We start from the raw sequence: 20,823 nt of genomic DNA on the forward strand, positions 1-20,823 counted from the left end.
GTTAACTTATTGCTAGGTCTGACTCTGGGTTAGTGGTCGGAAGAGGCCTTCAGTTAAAAGGGATAACCATGAAAAAAATACTGATTACCGCACTACCAGTGCTTATCGCCTCGTGTGCAGCGCACAACGAGCAGCCGAAGATGATTGGCATGGCTAACCCGGCATCGGTGTACTGCCAGAAAATCGGCGGCAAGCTAGACATCGTTAAGGAACCCGCTGGAGAGGTAGGCTACTGCACCCTCCCAGGCGGCGAACGGATTGAAGAGTGGACTCTTTACAGGCGCGATAACAAATAAAACGGCGCTGTTACGTATTGCAATTTTTAAACACAGATCAGCATCAGGGCTGGTTAGGGCTGGAGAAGACAGGCAGGGATGCCCTCATAATAAAAACTCAGGCGGTAAAAATGAAGATCGGCTATCTGTTCCCAGCTGCCTGCGGCATAGCAGGCGTAGTGCTTCTGGTTTGGTTTATCGCGAGTGGTGCTTGGATGCCTGGCGGTTAATGCACGGTTAGAGGTCAAAGAAATCTACCTCTTGCTCTTCACCCTTTTTTTGAAAAAACAACAAGAGCCCGCTTAACGCGGGCTTTTTGTGGACAGTCAATCCCTCTTATCTAATCAAAATTGCCTCCCTTAAAGTGCCCTTCCCGTCCACAACTAATTTGATAAACCTTCAACCAAGATACTTTTGACTCTCATCGTTTAATTTATGTTCGAAAGCCATGTTGCCAATCACTTCAGCCATGATTGCTGTTCACTATCCACACCCCGATTCCGGCAAAACTCAAACTTCGCTCAAAAGACCTGAGCGATTTGTTTTAAACGGTCAATTCAAGAAAATAAATCACTTTAAAAAACAAGTAAATGAGTAAAAAACCAATGAAATTACAATATTTATTGTTTACCTATTACAAACTTTATTGTAATTTTCTCTCATCAGCACAACGCAGCCCACCGCAAAGCGCTGACCCGCTCTTTAACAATCTGGCAGTCGCGCACCGGGTACTCAATCGCATCCCTGGCAAACTGAAATAGCGGCCACCCCTAACTGACCTGGGCTGAGCCAAAGAGGAACAATGCGAGCGACGGACCGGTGCACGGGCCAGCGACATATGTCGGCCCCATTAAACAGAGGAGATAAATCATGTAACAGCTAAACGGATAGACCGCTTATGCACACCCTGCTGGGTGACGCATCGCGAAGACGGCGTGTACGGTCTGGCTCCCACGGCGACGTAGTGAGGGAGAGGAGGCGAAAGCATCACTGAGTTACGACTGGCGACCGATTTAACGCACTAAGCAGCCTCAAATGATGACCGGGAAACCGGCGCTGGCCACTGCGGGGTGTGGCAAAGCTTCAAAGATTTAAAGTGCCTCACCAGGGCAAGCCCGGAGAACCGCAGCATCACGTTGGGCTTAAAAATAAAGGCGGCACGACGCCGGGCATCACCCCGGCAACCACAACGGAAAGAGCATTGTCGGTGAGAAAGCTGGCGCAGCTATCACAGTCCGACAGTCCCGGCAGTGCTCTCTCCGTTGTGCGAAAGCCTACAGCGTTGAAGGCGATTTTCTCGGTTTGCGCGCTAAACAATAGCGGGGGTGAAACCGGGGCGGAGAAGCAGAATCCGCGATGACGGTACTTGATACTGCCGTCCAGACCAACAAGCCGAGTGGCCGCGTAACTGCCCTTTGCACCTAATCCGGCGATGTAGCGCTGCAGGACCGGATCAGGTGAATCGTACTCAACACAACACGCGAGAACACTTTTCTGTGGCAAAGGAAACTCCAGAAGACCTTTCTGAACCGATTAGTGTTCTCTCGGTTGTGGTGAATGCGCAGGCTGATGCGCAATGAAAGTGTAGGCGTGGGCCTAATGCTACGGCGCAGGTAACACAATCCACGCAATGCCGGAATATCTCAGCTCCGGCCACCACAACCCCATCATCGCTGTGTGTAGTCGTTTGCCCCCTTCTCCGGGGGCTTTTTTTCGCCCTCAAAACGGAGGTAAGCATGCACCCAATCCCCAAATTAACCGCCCAGCGTCTGGCCGAGTTGCCGCCGGGAACGCCGATCCGCATCGGCGCTCAGCTGGTCACATTCAACGGCTGCAGCATACGCCCGAACTTTAAGGGCGAAGAGCAAACGTTCGTTGATTACACGCTGCCAGACGGAACTCCCGGTTCGCATTTCGAGTACACGGTGCTGGATGCCGGTACCGAGCACCTGGAATCAGTGCGATGCCGCTACTGCGGCCGGTTCCGCCATCCTGAAGATGTGGTGAAGAGCACCGTTAAACACTGGGATCGTAGCGAGCGGGATGACTTCTGCGCTGACAGAGAGTGCGCGCTGCGTTACCAGCAAAGCATCCGGGTCCCGTCTCACAAACGCGCTGCAGGATTGCGCATTCGAGGTAATCGCTGATGAGCCAGCTCTACAAATCACAGTTTCTGCACCGGCTGACCGGTGCTGATTTTCGACCACGGCGCCGCAGCTGGTTATTGCCGGTTATCGGCGCGGCGCTGATTGCTGCGGGGATGTATATCGGATGGATGTAACGCCGATCCCCACGCCGCTGGCAATAAACGAATGGATGCGCCAGGCCACTGTCGACGCAATCCTGCAGCTCTGCCAACAGAATCAGTTCGGCCCGGCTGACCTGATTCAAATCGCCCACAAGCTGGCGCAGCGCGAAGCCGCTGCTGATGCCCTTACGGAACAACCTGATGACCATTTTGCGTGTAATTGATATGGAGACCACCAGCCTCGAGGGTGGTGTGTGTGAAATCGCCAGCGTCGACATTGTCGATGGCGTTATCTGCAACCCGATGAGCGACTATGTGAAGCCGCCGGAGCCAATCAGCATTGCTGCGATGGCGCTTCACCATATAACCGAAGCGGACGTGGCTGACTCACCGCCGATTGATGCTGTAATTGATCGCTATCTCGGCGCTGACGTTTACGTTGCGCACAACGCCAAATTCGACCGCATCAAGCTGCCGCACATCACCGCGCCGTGGATCTGCACGATGAAGTTGTCCCGCAAGCTATGGCCGGAACTGGAGAGCCACGGCAACCAGTTCATGCGCTACCACCTTGGTGTTAATGCCAACGTGCCGGAAGGCCTGCACGCCCACCGCGCCCTGTATGACTGCTACGTGACGGCGGCGGTGCTGATCGAGATTAACCGGCACGCCCGCTTCACCATTGCGCAGATGCGCGAAATCACTTCGCTGCCTTCCCTGCTGCACACCATGCGTTTCGGCAAGCACAAGGGCAGGACGTTCGAGGAAATCGGCGCTACTGACCGCGGCTATCTGAAGTGGTGCCTGGCAAATATGGACCTCGACGAGGACCAGAAATTCACGATGCAGCATTACCTGCAGGGAGGTTGATATGGGTACTCCCGTGTTAATCCTCGGTGACTCTGGCGCGGGAAAATCTTACAGCCTGCGCAACTTCGATCCGGATGACTGCCTGCTGATTCAGTGCATACCCAAAATGCTCCCGTTCCGCCACAAAGGCACATGGAAGGTTTACGGCAAGCCTGATGCGGACGGCGCGCCGCAGCGTGGCAACGTTTTCCGTACCGATGACTGGGTAGATATCGAAGACAAAATCCAGAGAATGGTGCTGTCAAAAAAACGAAAGATACTGATTATCGACGATTTTCAGGTGGTTATGCAGCACGAAAACATGATGCGTGCATATCAGACCGGGTACAGCAAATTCACGGAAATGTGTGACCACGTCTGGCAGATCATTAAAGCTGCCACTGAACTACCTGATGAGATACGGGTTTATTTCCTCGCCCACACTGAAGAGTCAGAGGGAAAAGTGCGCATGAAGACGATTGGCAAAATGCTCAACGAAAAGCTGACGCCGGAGGGCTATTTCTCCATCGTGCTGCGCGCCATCAAAAAAGACGGTAAGCACGTATTTCTGATCAAAGGCGATGACAACGACACCGCCAAAGCGCCACCCGACCTATTTCCCGATCAAACCGAAATGGACAATGACCTGTTCGCTGTAGACCAGGCCATCTGTAACTTCATGTCTGAAGGAGACATCTGATGCAGCAACCACAACAGCCAATGGGCTTTGTTTTCAACCCGGAATCAGCGAAAAAAGCCGGAACCTCAGCAATGCTCAATGAAACCGGGGCTTATGAGGGTGTGATCCTGCACGCTCACTACAACTTCGGGACCGACAGCCATTCGCAAACGCTGGAGCTGGGTTTCGAATCAAATGGCCTCAAGGCAAATTACCTGCGTATCAACTTTATCAACCGCGAAGGTGAGCAGACTTTCGGCATGGATACAGTATCCGCGCTGCTGTGGGCGGCCGGAGTTCGTGATGCACAACCTCAGCAGCGGCAAACCCCAGATGGCATGGTGTGGGCACTGCCTGCCATCGAAGGTAAATCTGTTGGACTGGTACTGCAGAAGGAGCTGCGCACGAAGAGCACCGACGGATCGGATACCTACCAGATGAACATACGCCATGTTTTCCAGGTAAAAACACGTCTGACGTATGCCGAGCTGGCTGACAAAGTGCCGGCAGAGGCGATTGATAAGTTATTGCTGTCGTTAAAAGACGTGGACAAGCGTCAACCAGTTGCGCCTAACGGTGCCGCACCGGGCGCGCGTGGCGGTCCGACTGCAAACCGTTATGCCAATCAGGCGACAGGCAATCAGCAGCAATCACGCCTGCAGCAAAACGCAGGCTCGCGAAACGTTGGTCAGCAACCGTCACCGGAGCCTGATTTCGACGACGACATTCCCTTTTGACGCCACCCAATCAGCCCCGCACGGGGCTTTCTGGAGTATCTATGCCACTGCCAAATAGCTCAGCACAATCAGCAGCGCAGAAAGAGCGCGACGGCCTTTTCGCTGATGCCGCTCATCACTGGTTGCAAGCCTCACGCCATGCAACTGGCAACAATATCACCTGGTACCAGCTGCGCGCAGAGTTCTGCGCTGGCATGGCCCGCCGCGCAGCAATTAAGGCTCAGCAGCAATGACCACAATTACCTTCGTATTCCTGATCCTCGCATCCCCGGTACGCGACGGCAGCGCATGGAGCATCACCCCGATGCCATCCCTGGAGGTATGCGAGCAGGTGCTGGCTGATGTTCGTTCCCATGGTGGCTGGGGCGACGATTTCCCCGCCGTGCCAGACGGCGCTCACTGTAAAGAGGTCAAACAGTGAAGAAACTAATTGAGATGTTCACTCGCGAGAGACTAATGCAAATGGCCGACGAAAATACTATTTGCAAATTATCTCTGGAGGAAAGAGTTGCATTAGCTAGGTTAGCTCTCATGGTTAATGAACCATCAGGGGTGATTTACCAAATCCGACAGAACAACGGGAGCCCTGAGTGGGAACAATGGTCGGAGGTCAGCGCTGAAGAATTTTATGCCGACGTCGAAAGTAAAGGCTGGGAATTTCGAACATTGTATGTTCTTAGTTGAACTTTCGTGACTCAACTGCAGGGTTTCGCAAAAAAACATCATAATCCTTTAACTTCATGAGTTTTTATGAAATTTTTTCGGACTAATTATCAACCACATTAAAACCCTTCAAAGAGCAATAATTGCACAGCAAAAGTTTATCTTTCTGACATCTGGTTACTACCAGACCAGATTCAAAAACTACCGACCTAAAAACTTTAAGCTTTTTCCTAATTTTTCTTTTCGCTATTGCACCAAAATTCACTTTGAGGTTTTGATAATACTAAGCTTTAAATCTTTTATTGAGAAAGCAATGAATGTACAGTTTTTTTTATGAATTGATGGCCAGGAGGTGATCGTGAAAGTCGATTACATCAATGATAAGAAAAAATTCACCTATAGGACAATGGGCTACTGGGTTTTAATTCTAAAAGTTAATGAGTATATTATTTTTGAAAAAGCCTTGCTTGGTATACCTTTAAAAAAAGCGCAGGCGTATATTCATAATTTCACGTATCTAGGAGAGCACAGATACAGGTCTCGGATCATTGATGGCAATAAGTTGCTGGTTCGCAGAATCCCGGACAACGATGCCACCATATGAATACCATGTTAATTAAATTGTTTAATAGACATCGATTAACCAATATATTATCCCACTCTCTGTCTTAAATAGTTTATAGCCACTCCCTTTAAGATATCGAGACAATAACCGCCACCCGGCGGTTTTTTTACGCCCTGTTACCATGAAAAACACAATCCGGCGTCACCTCGCGCGCCACCATATTTTCTATGCCAGCATCCGCACGGCGGCTGTGCTGATCCTGCTGCTTATCGCGGCGTTAACTGCAGAGCTATATCTGAGGTGAGTCTATGCAAGCTCAACTACCTGAGGGAAAGCCTACTGGGACGGCAGGCAGGTCACATGCCGCTGTTCCGCGTATGAGTTCCCGCACCGGTTCAGCGGCGGCCAGTGCAACGGCTACGCGATGGCGAAAAACTGCTGGGAAAACCGACTCAGCTGTCAGCACTGCAACTGCCTGCATGCCGGTGGTTGCGACGTCATAAACGGCACCGAAAGCCCCTTCGAATGCCCGTACGTTCTCGATTTCTGCACCTACTACCAAATCAAACTCTCCTGACCGGCCGGAACCACCTGGCTGCCGAGGCACACAATTATGACAACCGATCACCTAAAGAGCTCAGTGAGTTCGGACTCCCCGCGCGCAAGTGAAGATCAATGTATTGATGTGGTCAGCTTCTCAGGTGGAAGAACATCCGGGCGGCTCGTTTTTGAGATGGAAAAGCGCCGGGCTGCTGGTCGGGAGGTTGAATACATTTTCTTGGATACGGGCGCTGAGCATCCTAAAACCTACGAATTCATCCGGAACGTGGCCAACCGTTGGGGGATCAAAATCACCTGCTTACGCGTGGTTGTTAATCCAGAGTTTGGAAAGGCCAATGGCTACAAAGTCATAAGCATAGATGACATAGGCCCAGATTTAGAGCCATGGAAAGAGGTGTGCGACAAATATGGGACACCCTATATTCATGGGCCATTCTGCACCAGAACCATGAAGCTTGAGCCCTTCGAACGCTACTGCAAAGACAATTTCTCTAAATTCCAGACATGGCTTGGCATTCGTGTTGATGAACCCAAAAGACTCAAGAAAAAAGATGGGGTGAGTTATTTGGCGGATATCTGCGATATGGAAAAGCCAGACATCATCAACTGGTGGAAGGAGCAGGATTTCGATCTGGGAATTCCTGAGCATCTGGGCAACTGCGTTTTCTGTATTAAAAAAGGAATTAATAAAGTCGCCCTCGCAGCACGTGATGAGCCTGGAATGGCCGAGCAGTTTCTGGAAGTGATTAACAGCGACAGCGTTCGAACTGTCGATCGCCGTCAGCAAGAAAACAAAATCATGTACCGGAGCAATACCTCACTGGAGGGGATAATAGCTATGTATTCCGATTTAAGCAGGGAGAATATTGCCTCCACAATTCGCGGAGGCGGCGGTTACGACGCTGGTTCGTGCTCAGAAAGCTGCGAGGTGTTTGTGGCTGAGGATGTAGAACCACCTGAACTGCCGAAACTCAACCCATACTGCGCGGCGCTGGATGCCCTGCGCGCTCAGCCCACACACAAGCTCAAAGAAATCGGTGACCAGTGGCGCAGCCCCGACAATCTCTGGTGGGGCATTAACGCCATGTTCGGCCCGTTCGTGCTGGACCTGTTCGCCGACCCCGGCAATGCGAAATGCGAGGCGTTCTACAGCGCCGAGGATAACGCGCTCACGCAAGACTGGAGCGCCCGCCTGGCTGAGCTGCGCGGCGCTGCGTACGCAAACCCACCCTATTCCCGCGCCAGCCAGCACGACGGCCATTACATCACTGGCATGCGCCACATCATGGCCCACACGCTGGCGATGCGCGAGCTGGGCGGCCGTTACGTGTTCCTGATAAAAGCGGCGACCGGCGAGGTGTGGTGGCCGGAAGATGCGGATCACGTTTCGTTTATCCGCGGCCGCATCAGCTTTGACCTGCCGGAGTGGTATCGGCCAGCGCCCGGACAGCCGTCAGGATCTTCAGCCGGGTTCGGCGCTGCTATCGCGGTGTTCGATAAAACGTGGCGCGGTGAAAGGTTCGGTTATGTCAGCCGTGACGATCTGGATGCTCGCGGCGCCGCATTCCTGCGTCAGATAGAGCGGGCGGCGTTACGTTTGCAGCCAGCAGCGCCAGCAGCGCCAGCAGCGCCAGCAGCGCCAGCAGCGCCAGCAGCGGAGAATGACGTGTGGCCCAATGAAGTCAAGCTCATTGCTGAGCAGATCGAGCGCATTTACGAACTTCCGCCGGTCCACTACCGGAAAGTAATGCAGCACATCGACACCATGCTGCTGGAGCGCCAACCCAGCAATTCAATCCTCATCGCCGCCCAGGCATTAACAGAAACCTTCGGAGAGCACGCATGATGCGAGAAATCATCGTCGACAATTTTGCCGGTGGCGGCGGCGCTAGCACCGGCATCGAAATGGCTACCGGCCGCAGCGTGGACATCGCTATCAATCACGACCCGAACGCAATCGCTATGCACACGACAAACCACCCGGACACCCTGCACTACTGCGAATCGGTGTTCGATATCGATCCTGTCGCCGCGACCGCCGGCGCGCCTGTTGGCCTGGCCTGGTTCTCACCGGACTGCCGTCACTTCAGTAAAGCCAAAGGCAGCACGCCCGTAAAAAAAGAGATCCGCGGACTTGCGTGGATTGTTCTGCGCTGGGCGCTAGCCACCCGCCCGCGCGTAATGATGCTGGAAAACGTGGAGGAATTTAGGACATGGGGGCCGCTGCTTATTGGTGAGGAGCGTCCAGACCCGGCACGTACCGGAGAAACCTTCGAGGCGTTCGTTGGCATGCTCAGCACTGGCGTGGCAGCCGACCACCCGGCGCTGGATGAGGTCTGCGAATCGCTGCAGATTGACCGGCACGGACCGGAGGCGCTGAGGCTGACTGCAGGGCTCGGCTATACGGTCGAGCATCGTGAGCTCCGCGCGTGCGATTACGGCGCACCGACGATCCGCAAACGCTTCTTCATGGTGATGCGCTGCGACGGGCAGCCGGTCGTCTGGCCGGAATCCTCCCACGGCGATCCGAAAAGCCTGCCGGTGCAAAGCGGCCAGCTAAAACCCTGGCGCACCGCTGCGGAGTGCATTGACTGGAACATCCCATGTCCGTCGATTTTCGGTCGCAAGAAGTCGCTGGCAGAGAATACGTTGCGGCGTATCGCCCGCGGCATTCAGCGGTTCGTGATCGACAACCCGACGCCGTTCATCGTGAAGTGCAACCACACCAGCACCCGTACAAAATACGACTGTTTCCGGGGACAGGAGCTGGAGTCGCCTCTGCACACGATAACCAAGACCCACGGTTTTGCGGTCGTTACGCCTCACATCACTAAATTCCGCACCGGGGCCACCGGGCAGGAAGTTACTGAGCCACTGCCGACGGTCACCGCCGGTACTTCAGCGCGCCCCGGTGGCAACGGCCACGCGTTGGGAATGGTGGAGGCTCAACTTTCGCCGTTCCTGGCAGGTGCAGGCGGATCAGAATACCAGGGCAAACCGCGTTCCTGCGAGAAGCCCATACACACCATTCTGAAGGAGTCGCGCAGCTGCGTTATCGCACCGGTGATCGCCCGACAGTTCGGCAGCAGCATCGGTCACTCTGTTGATCAACCGAGCGGAACGGTTACGGCCGGTGGCGGCGGAAAAAGCCAACTGGTGTGCCCGACGTTAATCCAGATGGGTTACGGTGAACGACAGGGCCAGGCACCGCGGGTGCTGGATATGCAGAAGCCTGTCGGCACTGTTACAGCCGGTGGCAATAAGTTTGCGATCACCAGCGCGTTTCTGGCCAAACACTTCGGTGGCAATTATACCGGCCCCGGCGCCCCAGTCGACGGCCCTGCACACACGGTCACCACCACGGATCATCACGCGCTGGTAACTGCGCAGCTGCTGGTGAATAACACCGGCCACCCGGGCGGCGCTGCTGACCAGCCAGTGCATACCGTTACCACCGGAAACCACCACGCTATTGTTACGTCAAACTTGGTGAAACTGCGCGGAACCTGTCGCGATGGTCAACGTACCGACCAACCGATGCCGACCATAACGGCTGGCGGTCAACACGTTGGGGAAGTACGTACCTGTCTGGCCGTTAATGATTATGACGAAGCGCGCGCTGTACAGGTGGCTGAATTCCTCCATCAGCACGGCCTGAGCGAGTTTGTTCTGGTTGAGGGAGTGACTTACCGGATTGTCGATATCGGCATGCGAATGCTGCAGCCGCGGGAACTGTATAACGCCCAGGGCTTCCCGGCGTGGTACGTCATCGACCGTGACTATCGTGGCAACAAGTACGCGAAAGACAAGCAGGTAGCACGCTGTGGCAACGCCGTGCCGCCACCGTTCGCTGAAGCGCTTGTACGCGCCAACCTGCCAGAACTCTGCATCAACCGCGATCAGCAAGTGGCTTAAAAATTTACTCGAGAGGTGAGTATGCCCACTAAGGAAATACTTATGACCGTAAAAGAACTGGCCGCTACTTTGCAGGTTTCGGCCACCACCATTTATCGCAATCCTCGCAAATATCACATGTTTCGCGTTGGTAATAACTGGCGCGCCAACTCCGAAAGTTTGAAAAAGTTTGCCGAAGCGCCTGGTACGGATAACAATGTTTTCCGGCTGGGTGTTGTAGGCGGTAAGGAGAGAAAAAAATGCCGATCTACAAAAGGGGTCACACGTACTGGATTGATATCTCAGCGCCAGATGGCACGCGAGTTAGACGCTCTGCTGGCACCGAGGAAAAAGCAAAAGCCCAACAGCTTCACGATAAGTTGAAACATGAATTATGGGCTGTTGCAAATCTTGATAAAAGACCTGAACGAAGTTTTGAAGAACTGATAGTTCTGGCATTACAGGATGCTGAAGGTCAGGCCTGTTTTAGTGACAAACAAACACAGGCACGCTATTGGTTGGGATGCTTTCAGGGTAGGTTAATATCATCGATTACAAGTGAAGACATTACTAACAACCTCCCAACTCATGGTTTGCTTTCCAGAAAACGGCTGGCGAATGCTACAAAAAACCGTTATCGGGCTCTGATAATGCGAGGATTCTCTCTAGCATATAGAAATGGCTGGATTGATAAAATTCCTTATTCTCGATCATTGCGTGAGCCCAAGGTCCGGGTAAGGTGGATATACAAAAACGAAGCCAGATCTCTTATCGATAATCTTGAACACGAATGGATGAAGCAACTGTGCTCTTTCGCTCTACTTACAGGTGCCAGATTAAGAGAAATGCTTTCGTTGACATGGAAGAATGTAGATCTGAGCAGGCGAGTAGCTGTTGTAACTGCAGATAGAGCTAAATCAGGAAGAGCGAGACCACTCCCCCTCAATGATGAGGCTGTAGCATTGATCAGAAAGATATCTCGTAAAAAGGAATTCTTGTTTTCTTCGGATGGCACGATGCAAGGCGATTTCAACCGTACAGATTTTAAGAGATCCTTGTCATTAAGCGGTATCGTTGATTTTAGATTCCATGATCTGAGGCATACCTGGGCAAGTTGGCACGCCCAGAACGGTACCCCACTAATGGTGCTAAAAGAAATGGGTGGATGGGAGACTCTTGAGATGGTCAATAAGTACGCGCACCTGAGTGGCGAACATTTAAGCAAATACAGCAACACTGTCACATTTATGGCACAGGACGATATCTCACGAAGTTCTAATGAGGCAATATCACTTGTAAGCTAATGAATTTAATGTACAAAAAACATTAACGCATTACGAAATAATTCCAGCTCATCAGATCTCTAGTCTGGCGTGAAGCATTACTGATTTATATTTTAACGGGAATCATTAGCATGGCATTCGATTTTGACCAACGGATAGACCGCCGTCACAGCGATAGTCTTAAATGGCGAAAATATGGTGATCGGGATATCCTTCCGCTATGGGTGGCCGATACCGATTTTCGTTCGGCAGACTGCATTACGGCAGCACTTCAGCAGCGTGTTGCCCATGGCGTGTTCGGTTACGGTTTTCCGTCGGAAGCGCTGATCGAAGTCGTTGTTGAGCGTATGGCTCAACGCTATGGCTGGCAGATCCAGCCTGAATGGCTGGTATTTTTACCCGGCGTGGTTTGCGGCCTTAATCTGTGCGTGCGGGCCTTTACCTCACCGCAGGAAAGTACCCTCGCCCCGACGCCAATCTATCCCCCATTCCGCCAGGCGGCAAAACTCGCCGATCGCGCGCAGCTGAATGTTCCTCTGCGGTTGCAGGCGCAGCGCTGGGTGCTGGATCTGGACGCGCATGAATCGCAGCTGGACGGCAGCGAAAAACTGCTAATGCTCTGCAACCCTCAAAACCCCGGCGGTACGGTTTATCGCCGTGAAGAACTGGAAGCCCAGCTGCGTTTCGCCCAGCGCCACGATCTGATCGTTTGTTCAGATGAAATCCACTGCGATCTGCTGCTGGAACCCGGCGTGAAACACATTCCCTTTGCCAGCCTGAGTGAAGATGCCGCACAGCGATCCATCACCCTGATGTCGCCGTCAAAAACATTTAATATCGCCGGGTTGGGTGCGTCGGTGGCGATAATTCCCAATCGCGAACTGCGCGAGCGTTTTTCCCGCGAGCGTAAAGGCATGGTGCCGGATGTTGACGTGCTGGCCTACGTCGCTGCTACCGCCGCCTGGCGCGACGGACAGCCGTGGCTTGACGAACTGCTGGCTTATCTGAAGCGTAACCGCGATACGCTGGTCAACCACATTAACACTCTGCCGTCGCTGAGTATGGTATCGCCGGAAGGCAGCTATCTCGGCTGGATCGATACCGGAAAGCTGAACATCGCCAACCCGCAGCAGTTCTTTGAACGCCACGGGCTGGGATTCTCAGCAGGAAGTGATTTTGGTGACGATCGTTTTGTTCGCATCAATTTCGGCTGCCATCGTCTGCTGCTTGACGAGGCACTGCGCCGCATCACGCTGGCGGTGTCTTCGCACAGCCAGGCGGACTGGTAAAACAGAGAGGCGGGCTGATGAACCGGAAACGTCACCGCCTCAGGTTAATTAATGCTGCCCGCGATTGACTGCATCATGTACCCGGTCGGTTAACCCGATCGGTTTCAACTGATTTCACTGGCGACGATCTCTTTCAGGCTCCACGGATGGAACTTGATGGTTACCTGGCCGTCTGTCACCGCCAGCGTCGGATTCGGCAGGCGTTCACCTTCCCCTTTCGGCGCGCTGCTTTTCACTGAAATACCCTGCTGGATGAGCCCTTCATCCGCCATCAGCGCCAGCGCACGTGAACCCAGCTGAGCCTCATCACCGCGCAGCACGATCTCAACGTGCTCCCAGCCTTCGTGACGATACAGTTTCGCCCCCGGCCACGGCAGTTCAACAACGTCGATCTGCCACGGTCCTACGTTCAGCGGCGTATGCAGTTCGAACAGGGCAATCGGTCTGCCGGCAATTTCCTTTTCGGAAAACAGCGCCCCGCACTGCAAAAGTCCCTGCTTCCAACGCTCGGCGGTGGTGTTCTGATGGCAGCGAACGGCAATATGATCGGCCTCCAGCGCGGTCAGATCCAGGCCAAGGCGATCAGCCAGATGGCTAAGAGCGTTAACGAAACGCGCCAAATCCGCGCTTAAATCCTGCAGTTCGGGCTGAGTAGTGATATCGGTCATCTGAAAAATTCCTGGTTACGGCTCCGGCCACGCCGTAAAGGCATCTGGCGCGGAGTGCGCTTTCTGTCGTTGCGGCGTATGTTACCCGAAAAGACAGCAAAAACTCACCCCGTCATCGCGTTAAGGTTCCTGGAAAAACAGGCGCTAAATGCAGTATACTTCCCCCCTTGTTTTTTTAACGACGCAAGCGGCGGGTGCATTTTACCTCGCTGGCGGCGTTACGATCGCGGCGCGCACCCTTTGCGTGCGGGCATCTTCAGCATAATTAAGGTAACTCGGTGAATATTCAGGCCCTTCTCTCAGAAAAAGTCAGTCAGGCGATGATCGCAGTGGGTGCTCCAGCGGACTGCGAGCCTCAGGTGCGTCAGTCAGCCAAAGTGCAGTTTGGTGATTATCAGGCAAACGGCATGATGGCCGTGGCGAAATCACTGGGCATGCCGCCGCGACAACTGGCAGAAAAGGTTCTGGAACAGCTGGATCTGAACGGCATTGCCCGTAAGGTTGAAATTGCCGGTCCCGGCTTTATCAATATTTTCCTAGAACCCGCCTGGCTGGCACAGCAGGTGGACAGCGTGCTGGCCGCGCCGAAGCTGGGTGTGGCTGACGTTAAGCCACAGACCATCGTTATCGACTATTCCGCGCCAAACGTGGCGAAAGAGATGCACGTCGGCCACGTGCGTTCCACCATCATTGGTGATGCCGCGGTGCGTACGCTGGAGTTCCTCGGCCACAATGTGATCCGCGCTAACCACGTGGGTGACTGGGGTACGCAGTTCGGCATGCTGATCGCCTTCCTGGAAAAACAGCAGAACGAACATCATGAAGACATCGCGCTGGCCGATCTTGAAGCCTTCTACCGCGAAGCGAAACGTACCTATGACGAAGATCCGGCCTTTGCCGAGCGCGCGCGTGGCTACGTGGTAAAACTGCAGGGCGGCGACGAGTACTGCCGGACCATGTGGAAAAAACTGGTCGACATCACCATGTCGCAGAACCAGCTGATTTATGACCGCATGAACGTGACTCTGACGCGTAAAGATGTGATGGGTGAAAGCCTGTACAACGACATGCTGCCGAGCATTGTGGCCGATCTGAAGGCCAAAGGCATGGCGGTAGAGAGTGAAGGTGCCACCGTCGTATTCCTTGATGAGTATAAAAACAAGGAAGGCGAACCGATGGGCGTGATCATCCAGAAAAAGGATGGCGGCTATCTGTACACCACCACCGACATCGCCTGCGCCAAATACCGTTATGAAACCCTGCATGCCGACCGTGTGCTGTACTACATCGACTCCCGTCAGCATCAGCACCTGATGCAAGCCTGGACCATCGTGCGCAAAGCGGGCTACGTGCCGAATTCCGTACCGCTGGAACACCATATGTTCGGCATGATGCTGGGCAAAGACGGCAAGCCGTTTAAAACCCGTGCGGGCGGCACCATCAAGCTTTCCGATCTGCTGGATGAAGCAGTGGATCGCGCCACTAAACTGGTTGCGGAAAAGAACCCGGACATGCCGGCCGATGAGCTGAACAAGCTGGCGAACATCGTCGGTATCGGCGCGGTAAAATACGCGGATCTGTCGAAAAGCCGCACCACCGACTACATCTTCGACTGGGACAACATGCTGGCGTTCGAGGGTAATACTGCGCCGTACATGCAGTATGCCTACACCCGCGTGCTGTCGGTGTTCCGCAAAGCAGGGATTGATGAAAACGGCATCAGCGGCTCAACGCTAATCGCTGAAGATCGCGAAGCCGCGCTGGCCGTTCGCCTGCTACAGTTCGAAGAGACCATTACCCAGGTTGCCCGCGATGGTACGCCACATGTGATGTGCGCCTATCTGTACGATCTGGCCGGTCTGTTCTCGGGCTTCTACGAACACTGCCCGATCCTCAGCGCGGAAGATGAAGCCACTAAGCAGAGTCGTCTGCGCCTGGCGCTGCTGACGGCGAAAACGCTGAAGCAGGGTCTGGATACGCTGGGTATTGAAACCGTAGAACGTATGTAATTCGTGTACGGAGGCAGGTTCGTTACACCTGCCGCCCTGCAGTAAAAACCCCAGCCGGGTATGAATCCGGCTGGGGTTTTTTATGGCTTATCGATCAGGCGAGACGGGTGAAGCTCACCACCTTCTTTTCTTCGTTCTCCTGCTCGCTGCGCGGTTTCAACGCCTGGAGATCCTGTAGATAGCTTTTACGCCAGTGGGCAATATCATTTTGCCGCAGTACCGCCATCATGTCGTTGTAGCGCGAAATGCGTTCGGTGCGCGACATCGTTAACGCACGATCCAGCGCTGCTGCCACTTCATCACGATCGTACGGGTTAACGATCAGCGCCGACGTCAGCTCGTTGGCCGCACCGGCAAAACGCGACAGCACCAGCACACCGGGGTCGTCCGGGTCCTGTGCGGCAACATACTCTTTTGCCACCAGATTCATGCCGTCACGCAGTGGCGTTACCAGCCCGATATCGGTCAGGCGGAAAATTTTCATCAGTAAACGACGGTCGAAATGCTGATTGAGATAGTACAGCGGCGTCCAGCCGAGAGTGCCATATTTACCGTTAATCCGCCCCGCTTCGGTCTCCAACTGGTGGCGAATATCCTGATAGGCCTGCACGTCGCCGCGCGAAGTAGGCGCTATCTGCGAGTAACGGATTTTCCCACGGTGCTGCGGGAAGTTTTCCAGCAGCGCTTCATAGGCGAGGAAACGCTCCGGCAGCCCTTTGGAATAATCCAGACGTTCGCAGGCAATGATGTTCTGTGCATCGCCCAGATCCCTCTTCATCGCCACCATCTTCGGCGGCAGCGGGCCTTCAGCCATCTCTTTAATACTGTCCGGCTCGATCCCGATAGGATACACCTCGGTAGCAAAGCGATTGCCGAAGGCACGATGCTGTTTCCCCTCGGTTTGTAGCGATGTCAGCAGAGAGACACACTCCAGAAACGCAATACGGTCGCTTTCAGTCTGGAAGCCCAGCAGATCGTAGTCGCACATCATCTCCAGCAGTTCGGCATGGGGCGGCAGCGCGTTGAAAATCTCCGGTGTCGGGAAGGGAATGTGCAGGAAGAAGCCAATACGGTTAGTCACGCCCAGTTCACGGAGTTCGGCGGCAAACGGCAGCAGATGATAGTCGTGAATCCACAGTACGTCATCCGGCTTCAACAGCGGCAGCAGGCGCTGTGCCAGCAGCTTATTCACCCGGCTGTAGCCTTCCCATGCTTCACGCTGAAAATTAACCAGATCCAGACGATAGTGAAAGGCAGGCCACAGCACCGCGTTGGAAAATTGCAGATAGTAGAGATCGTAATCATTTTGATTCAGGCCAAAGGAGGCGTAGGTGATGCCGTCCTGCTCCAGCATCGACAGCTCGTCATCATCTTCACCGATCTCGTTAATATTACCGTTCCATCCGTACCACACGCCGCCGGTGGTTTTCAGTGCATCAACAATACCCACCGTTAAGCCACCGGCGCTGACCTTACTGCCATCGGGAACAGCAATTCGATTCGATACGACCACTAAACGACTCATAACGTTTCACTCCTTACCGACGCCTGCGCGCCCTGATCTAATTTTAATCTGGTGAGTTCCAGCCAGTGCCAGACCGCGTTAACATCCGGCAAATAGCCGCGTGCTTCGCTGGTGCCAGCACCCACCTTCACGGAAACGCCCTCCATTGCGTTAACAACCTTAAATCCGGCCTCATCGGTTAAATCATCCCCGACAAAAACCGGGATGCGCCCTGAGAACGGGGGCTGTTTCATAAAGTATTTAATCGCCGCGCCTTTGCTGACGCCGTCCGGTTTCAGCTCAATCACGCATTTTCCCGGCTGCTGAACCAGTTCGGGAAAGCGGGCAACCAGCTCATCCGCCAGCTGTTGAATCGCCTGCTGATGCTGCGGTGCACGCCGGTAGTGCAGTGCAAACGCCATGCCTTTGCTTTCCAACTGGGTGCCGGGCAGCGCGGCGATTGCCGGTTCCAGTTCGGCGGTCAGCGTACGCACCGTTTCAGGGGATAAGGCAATACGGTCAATATTTCCCTGTCCGTCGCGCCGTTCGGCACCGTGCACGCCCGCCAATGCCAGCGACAGAGGCTCCACCAGCTCATCAAGTTCACGCATGGGCCGCCCGGAAACCAGCGCCAGCGCCCCATCGCTGTAAGCGGCAAGGCGCGCCAGATTGTCGCGCACAGCAGGCGGGATACTGACTTCCTCGGGGCGTGACTTAATCGCCGCCAGCGTACCGTCGACATCGAAAAAAAACGCATAACGTGCCGGTTCCAGCGGGGGAACGAATTCTGTTTTGCTCACACATTCCTCCTGATTAGACATAGGCAAACTTTCCGCGCAAAAAGGGGAAAACTCAGTGAAATCGCGATCGTCGGGCAGGATAAAAAAGGGCTGAATGGGGGTAATTCTCGACTACGATGTTGCTCTCCCTGATGAAAACCAGACTCTGTGCGATGGAGTACTACCCTCATCCCCGACGCCCCTCAATGCGCATAACATCAGCATTCAGTATAGTCAGGGATCGGGGGGCTGCCAGGTTTAGTGAAAAATCAGAGGGTTCACGACATAAGTGCCCTGAGTGCGATCGGCAGGACTCATCCCGCTAATCCGACCTCGTGCGCAACGGGTATACTTGCCCTGTTCAGATATAACTTATTACCTAAACCAGAGGATTTCCCGGTGATTAAATTCAGCGTGCTTTACCCCAACCGCAGCGATGCCCACTTCGACCACGACTACTACCGCGATGTGCATCTGCCGCTGATCAAAACGCGGATGGGTGACGCCTGCCTCTCTTATGAGATTGATAAACCCTTAGGTGAAGATGCGCCGTTTATCGCCGCCTGCCACATTTACTGCGCCAGCCTTGAGGCGTTCCAGCAGGTGATGGCCCCGCACGCGGAAGAATTTACCGCCGACGTGGCGAATTTTACCAACGTGACGTCGGTTAAATTTATCTCAGATGTGGTGGTTAAGGGCTAACCGCGTTTGCGGGCAGGAGCAGGAGCAGGAGCAGGAAGCTGAACATTTATCAGACGACAATTTTCAGCCCGTAAAATAAACAGGCGGACCAGAAAGGCCCGCCTGACACGTCAACGACTGTGATAACAGCCGTTACAGCAGTTTTCTTTCCGCCAGATCCAGCGCGAAGTAGCTGAAAATAATATCCGCACCGGCACGCTTAATTGCGCCCAGGCTCTCCAGCACCACGTCGGTTTCATTGATAGCGCCAGCCTGCGCGGCAAACTTAATCATCGCGTACTCACCGCTCACCTGATAGGCGGCCAGCGGCAGACGGCTGTGCTCGCGCACGTCGCGCAGGATATCCAGATAGGCCCCCGCCGGTTTCACCATCAGCGCGTCGGCACCTTCCGCTTCATCGATCAGCGACTCGCGAATGGCTTCGCGACGGTTCATCGGGTTCATCTGATAAGTTTTACGATCGCCCTTCAGCGAGGTCCCGGCTGCTTCACGGAACGGGCCATAGAAGGATGACGCGAACTTGGTGGAGTAGGACATGATCGCCGTGTCGGTGAAACCGGCTGCATCCAGCGCAGCGCGGATCGCCGCAACCTGGCCGTCCATCGCCGCAGAAGGTGCGATAAAGTCGGCTCCGGCCTGGGCGGCAACCACCGCCTGCTTGCCGAGGTTAATCAGCGTTGCATCGTTATCCACACCGTGATCGTGCAGCACGCCGCAGTGACCGTGGCTGGTGTATTCACAGAAGCAGGTATCGGACATCACAATCATCTCCGGCACCGTGTCTTTGCAGATGCGCGACATACGCGCCACCAGGCCATTCTCGTTCCAGGTATCACTGCCGGTGGCGTCGGTATGATGTGAAATACCAAAGGTCATCACCGACCGCACGCCGGCTTTGGCAATTCGTTCGATCTCATAGGCCAGGCGCTTTTCAGGGATGCGCATCACGCCCGGCATGGCGGCGATCGGCTTATAGTCATCCAGCTCTTCTTCAACGAAGATTGGCAGCGCCAGATCGTTCAGACTCAGGCTGGATTCCTGGAACAGGGAGCGAAGAGAAGCGGACTGGCGTAAGCGTCTTGGACGCTGGATGAGAGAATTCGTAGACAAAACAACCTCGGTTTAACGACTCAGTCACCGGCAAAATCACGCGGCGGTGATGATAAAAGTGAATAGTGCGCTAACACTATACCTCCGGGCGGCAAATGACAATATTTGTGGAAATTACCTGCGCCTTAACGGCACAGAGTGCTTTGTTAGCTACAGAAAATTCACATTTTTTCCCCCTTCCCTTCACAGAGGCTGGTATTCTGCTTCGGCTCCTGCCGTTTTGACTTTCATTCTGAACATCAAAGGGAATCAACTATGTCTGACGTACGTCCGCTTAAATTCGTTACCCTGCTTGGCAGCCTGCGTAAAGCTTCGCTGAACGCCATTGTTGCTAACAGCCTGCCTGAACTGGCGCCTTCTGGCGTGGAAATCAGTCCGCTTGGCTCCGTGGCCGACTTCCCCCACTACGATGCCGATATTCAGGCGGAAGGTTTCCCGGAAGCCGTGCTGGCCATGGGTGCTGCGATTGCCGCCGCTGACGGGGTGATTGTTGTTACGCCGGAATATAACTACTCGGTTCCCGGCGCGCTGAAAAACGCCATCGACTGGCTGTCGCGCCTGCCGGACAGTCCGCTTTCGGGTAAGCCACTGGCGATTCAGACCGTCTCTCCTGGTGCTATCGGCGGCGCGCGCGCGCAGTATCATCTTCGCCAGAGTCTGGTGTTCCTTAACGCCAACGTGATTAATAAACCAGAAATCATGATCGGCCAGGCGGGCAGCCGCATCGACGCGGAAAAAGGCACGGTCAGCGATGAGAGCACCCGCCATCATCTGACGGCACAGCTGGACGCGCTGGCAGCGCTGGCTCGCCGCGCGGGTTAACCCCACACCGGCATCATCTCCTGCGGAGCGTCGTGGCGCTGGCTTAGCGCACGGGCTGGCCCCTACCGCAATAGCGGCTGCATTGCTTTATTATGGCGATCTCGCAGCCAGCACAGCGGTCCGTCGGTCAGACAGGCGTTTTTAAGCCACAAAAAAAGCCGGGAGAATCCCGGCTTTAAAAACGCA

General features: G+C 54.3%; 24 protein-coding genes and 1 pseudogene. 20 read left to right on the top strand and 5 right to left on the bottom strand.

The window, feature by feature from the left end; translation table 11 throughout:
- Window positions 1–68: 68 nt before the first annotated feature.
- Window positions 69–296, top strand: a complete 228-nt coding sequence (locus IBT47_RS05505) for a DUF333 domain-containing protein (protein ID WP_200559703.1) — start codon at window positions 69–71, stop codon at window positions 294–296.
- 110 nt (window positions 297–406) lie between these two features.
- A complete protein-coding gene (locus IBT47_RS05510) occupies window positions 407–505 on the top strand; it encodes a YoaK family small membrane protein (protein ID WP_146114196.1) in 99 nt (32 codons plus the stop codon).
- Window positions 506–1,406: 901 nt separating this feature from the next.
- Here the strand turns inward: IBT47_RS05510 and IBT47_RS05515 are convergent.
- The gene (locus IBT47_RS05515; RefSeq protein ID WP_200559704.1) at window positions 1,407–1,778 is read right to left on the bottom strand and encodes a hypothetical protein; all 372 of its coding nucleotides are present in this window, start codon (window positions 1,776–1,778) and stop codon (window positions 1,407–1,409) included.
- Between the two features lie 233 nt (window positions 1,779–2,011).
- On the opposite strand from IBT47_RS05515, the gene IBT47_RS05520 reads away from it, so the two are divergent.
- The 15 genes and pseudogenes from IBT47_RS05520 to IBT47_RS05575 all read left to right on the top strand — a co-directional run bounded on the left by IBT47_RS05520 (window position 2,012) and on the right by IBT47_RS05575 (window position 13,043).
- Window positions 2,012–2,422, top strand: coding sequence for a hypothetical protein (locus IBT47_RS05520; RefSeq protein ID WP_200544120.1), 411 nt, complete (start codon window positions 2,012–2,014; stop codon window positions 2,420–2,422).
- The gene (locus tag IBT47_RS27215; RefSeq protein ID WP_255569886.1) at window positions 2,422–2,556 is read left to right on the top strand and encodes a hypothetical protein; all 135 of its coding nucleotides are present in this window, start codon (window positions 2,422–2,424) and stop codon (window positions 2,554–2,556) included. Before IBT47_RS05520 ends, IBT47_RS27215 begins: the two co-directional genes overlap by 1 nt.
- Window positions 2,547–2,747 carry a hypothetical protein gene (locus IBT47_RS05525; RefSeq protein ID WP_105595052.1) on the top strand — a complete coding sequence of 67 codons (201 nt, stop codon included), beginning with the start codon at window positions 2,547–2,549 and terminating at the stop codon, window positions 2,745–2,747. Before IBT47_RS27215 ends, IBT47_RS05525 begins: the two co-directional genes overlap by 10 nt.
- Window positions 2,725–3,393: an exodeoxyribonuclease X gene (gene exoX, locus IBT47_RS05530; protein ID WP_200559705.1), complete on the top strand. Its 669-nt coding sequence runs from the start codon at window positions 2,725–2,727 to the stop codon at window positions 3,391–3,393. Before IBT47_RS05525 ends, exoX begins: the two co-directional genes overlap by 23 nt.
- A 1-nt stretch (window position 3,394) precedes the next feature.
- On the top strand, window positions 3,395–4,072 hold the full coding sequence (locus tag IBT47_RS05535) for an AAA family ATPase (RefSeq protein WP_200559706.1): 678 nt from the start codon (window positions 3,395–3,397) through the stop codon (window positions 4,070–4,072).
- Entirely contained in the window at window positions 4,072–4,788 is a 717-nt protein-coding gene (locus IBT47_RS05540; protein ID WP_234471712.1) for a hypothetical protein, read from the top strand. Before IBT47_RS05535 ends, IBT47_RS05540 begins: the two co-directional genes overlap by 1 nt.
- A 41-nt stretch (window positions 4,789–4,829) precedes the next feature.
- The gene (locus IBT47_RS05545; RefSeq protein WP_200559707.1) at window positions 4,830–5,021 is read left to right on the top strand and encodes an ANR family transcriptional regulator; all 192 of its coding nucleotides are present in this window, start codon (window positions 4,830–4,832) and stop codon (window positions 5,019–5,021) included.
- Window positions 5,018–5,209 (top strand): hypothetical protein, encoded by a 192-nt coding sequence (locus tag IBT47_RS05550; protein WP_200559708.1) that lies wholly within the window; start codon window positions 5,018–5,020, stop codon window positions 5,207–5,209. The genes IBT47_RS05545 and IBT47_RS05550 overlap by 4 nt, the downstream gene beginning before the upstream one ends.
- A gap of 600 nt (window positions 5,210–5,809) precedes the next feature.
- Complete coding sequence (locus tag IBT47_RS05555; protein ID WP_146114195.1) at window positions 5,810–6,055, top strand: hypothetical protein; 246 nt, start codon at window positions 5,810–5,812, stop codon at window positions 6,053–6,055.
- A gap of 574 nt (window positions 6,056–6,629) precedes the next feature.
- A pseudogene (locus IBT47_RS26985) lies at window positions 6,630–7,127 on the top strand (phosphoadenosine phosphosulfate reductase family protein); the annotation flags it as partial.
- A gap of 411 nt (window positions 7,128–7,538) precedes the next feature.
- Window positions 7,539–8,423, top strand: coding sequence for a phage N-6-adenine-methyltransferase (locus tag IBT47_RS26990; protein WP_234471745.1), 885 nt, complete (start codon window positions 7,539–7,541; stop codon window positions 8,421–8,423).
- Window positions 8,423–10,492 (top strand): DNA cytosine methyltransferase, encoded by a 2,070-nt coding sequence (locus tag IBT47_RS05565; RefSeq protein ID WP_200559807.1) that lies wholly within the window; start codon window positions 8,423–8,425, stop codon window positions 10,490–10,492. Before IBT47_RS26990 ends, IBT47_RS05565 begins: the two co-directional genes overlap by 1 nt.
- A 42-nt stretch (window positions 10,493–10,534) precedes the next feature.
- Window positions 10,535–10,855: a helix-turn-helix domain-containing protein gene (locus IBT47_RS26995; protein WP_234471713.1), complete on the top strand. Its 321-nt coding sequence runs from the start codon at window positions 10,535–10,537 to the stop codon at window positions 10,853–10,855.
- Window positions 10,852–11,775: a site-specific integrase gene (locus IBT47_RS05570; RefSeq protein ID WP_234471714.1), complete on the top strand. Its 924-nt coding sequence runs from the start codon at window positions 10,852–10,854 to the stop codon at window positions 11,773–11,775. Before IBT47_RS26995 ends, IBT47_RS05570 begins: the two co-directional genes overlap by 4 nt.
- Before the next feature lie 110 nt (window positions 11,776–11,885).
- Window positions 11,886–13,043, top strand: coding sequence for a MalY/PatB family protein (locus tag IBT47_RS05575; RefSeq protein ID WP_200559711.1), 1,158 nt, complete (start codon window positions 11,886–11,888; stop codon window positions 13,041–13,043).
- A gap of 104 nt (window positions 13,044–13,147) precedes the next feature.
- Here IBT47_RS05575 and IBT47_RS05580 read toward each other — a convergent pair whose 3' ends face one another.
- On the bottom strand, window positions 13,148–13,711 hold the full coding sequence (locus tag IBT47_RS05580; RefSeq protein WP_200559712.1) for a VOC family protein: 564 nt from the start codon (window positions 13,709–13,711) through the stop codon (window positions 13,148–13,150).
- 278 nt (window positions 13,712–13,989) lie between these two features.
- Between IBT47_RS05580 and argS the strand changes: the two genes are divergently transcribed.
- Complete coding sequence (argS, locus tag IBT47_RS05585; protein WP_200559713.1) at window positions 13,990–15,720, top strand: arginine--tRNA ligase; 1,731 nt, start codon at window positions 13,990–13,992, stop codon at window positions 15,718–15,720.
- A 94-nt stretch (window positions 15,721–15,814) separates the two neighbouring features.
- Here the strand turns inward: argS and otsA are convergent, their stop codons facing one another.
- Together otsA and otsB are read right to left on the bottom strand one after the other, a co-directional pair.
- Window positions 15,815–17,245 (bottom strand): alpha,alpha-trehalose-phosphate synthase, encoded by a 1,431-nt coding sequence (otsA, locus tag IBT47_RS05590; protein WP_200559714.1) that lies wholly within the window; start codon window positions 17,243–17,245, stop codon window positions 15,815–15,817.
- Window positions 17,242–18,045, bottom strand: coding sequence for a trehalose-phosphatase (otsB, locus tag IBT47_RS05595; protein WP_200559715.1), 804 nt, complete (start codon window positions 18,043–18,045; stop codon window positions 17,242–17,244). The genes otsA and otsB overlap by 4 nt, the downstream gene beginning before the upstream one ends.
- A gap of 357 nt (window positions 18,046–18,402) precedes the next feature.
- Between otsB and IBT47_RS05600 the strand changes: the two genes are divergently transcribed.
- Window positions 18,403–18,705, top strand: coding sequence for an EthD family reductase (locus tag IBT47_RS05600; RefSeq protein WP_105595069.1), 303 nt, complete (start codon window positions 18,403–18,405; stop codon window positions 18,703–18,705).
- Window positions 18,706–18,837: 132 nt separating this feature from the next.
- Here the strand turns inward: IBT47_RS05600 and hemB are convergent, their stop codons facing one another.
- The gene (gene hemB, locus IBT47_RS05605; protein ID WP_200559716.1) at window positions 18,838–19,815 is read right to left on the bottom strand and encodes a porphobilinogen synthase; all 978 of its coding nucleotides are present in this window, start codon (window positions 19,813–19,815) and stop codon (window positions 18,838–18,840) included.
- Between the two features lie 255 nt (window positions 19,816–20,070).
- Between hemB and IBT47_RS05610 the strand changes: the two genes are divergently transcribed.
- Window positions 20,071–20,637, top strand: coding sequence for an NADPH-dependent FMN reductase (locus IBT47_RS05610; protein ID WP_200559717.1), 567 nt, complete (start codon window positions 20,071–20,073; stop codon window positions 20,635–20,637).
- Window positions 20,638–20,823 lie beyond the last annotated feature (186 nt).

This window comes from Erwinia sp. S43, from assembly GCF_016624745.1.
GTDB lineage: Bacteria > Pseudomonadota > Gammaproteobacteria > Enterobacterales > Enterobacteriaceae > Erwinia > Erwinia coffeiphila.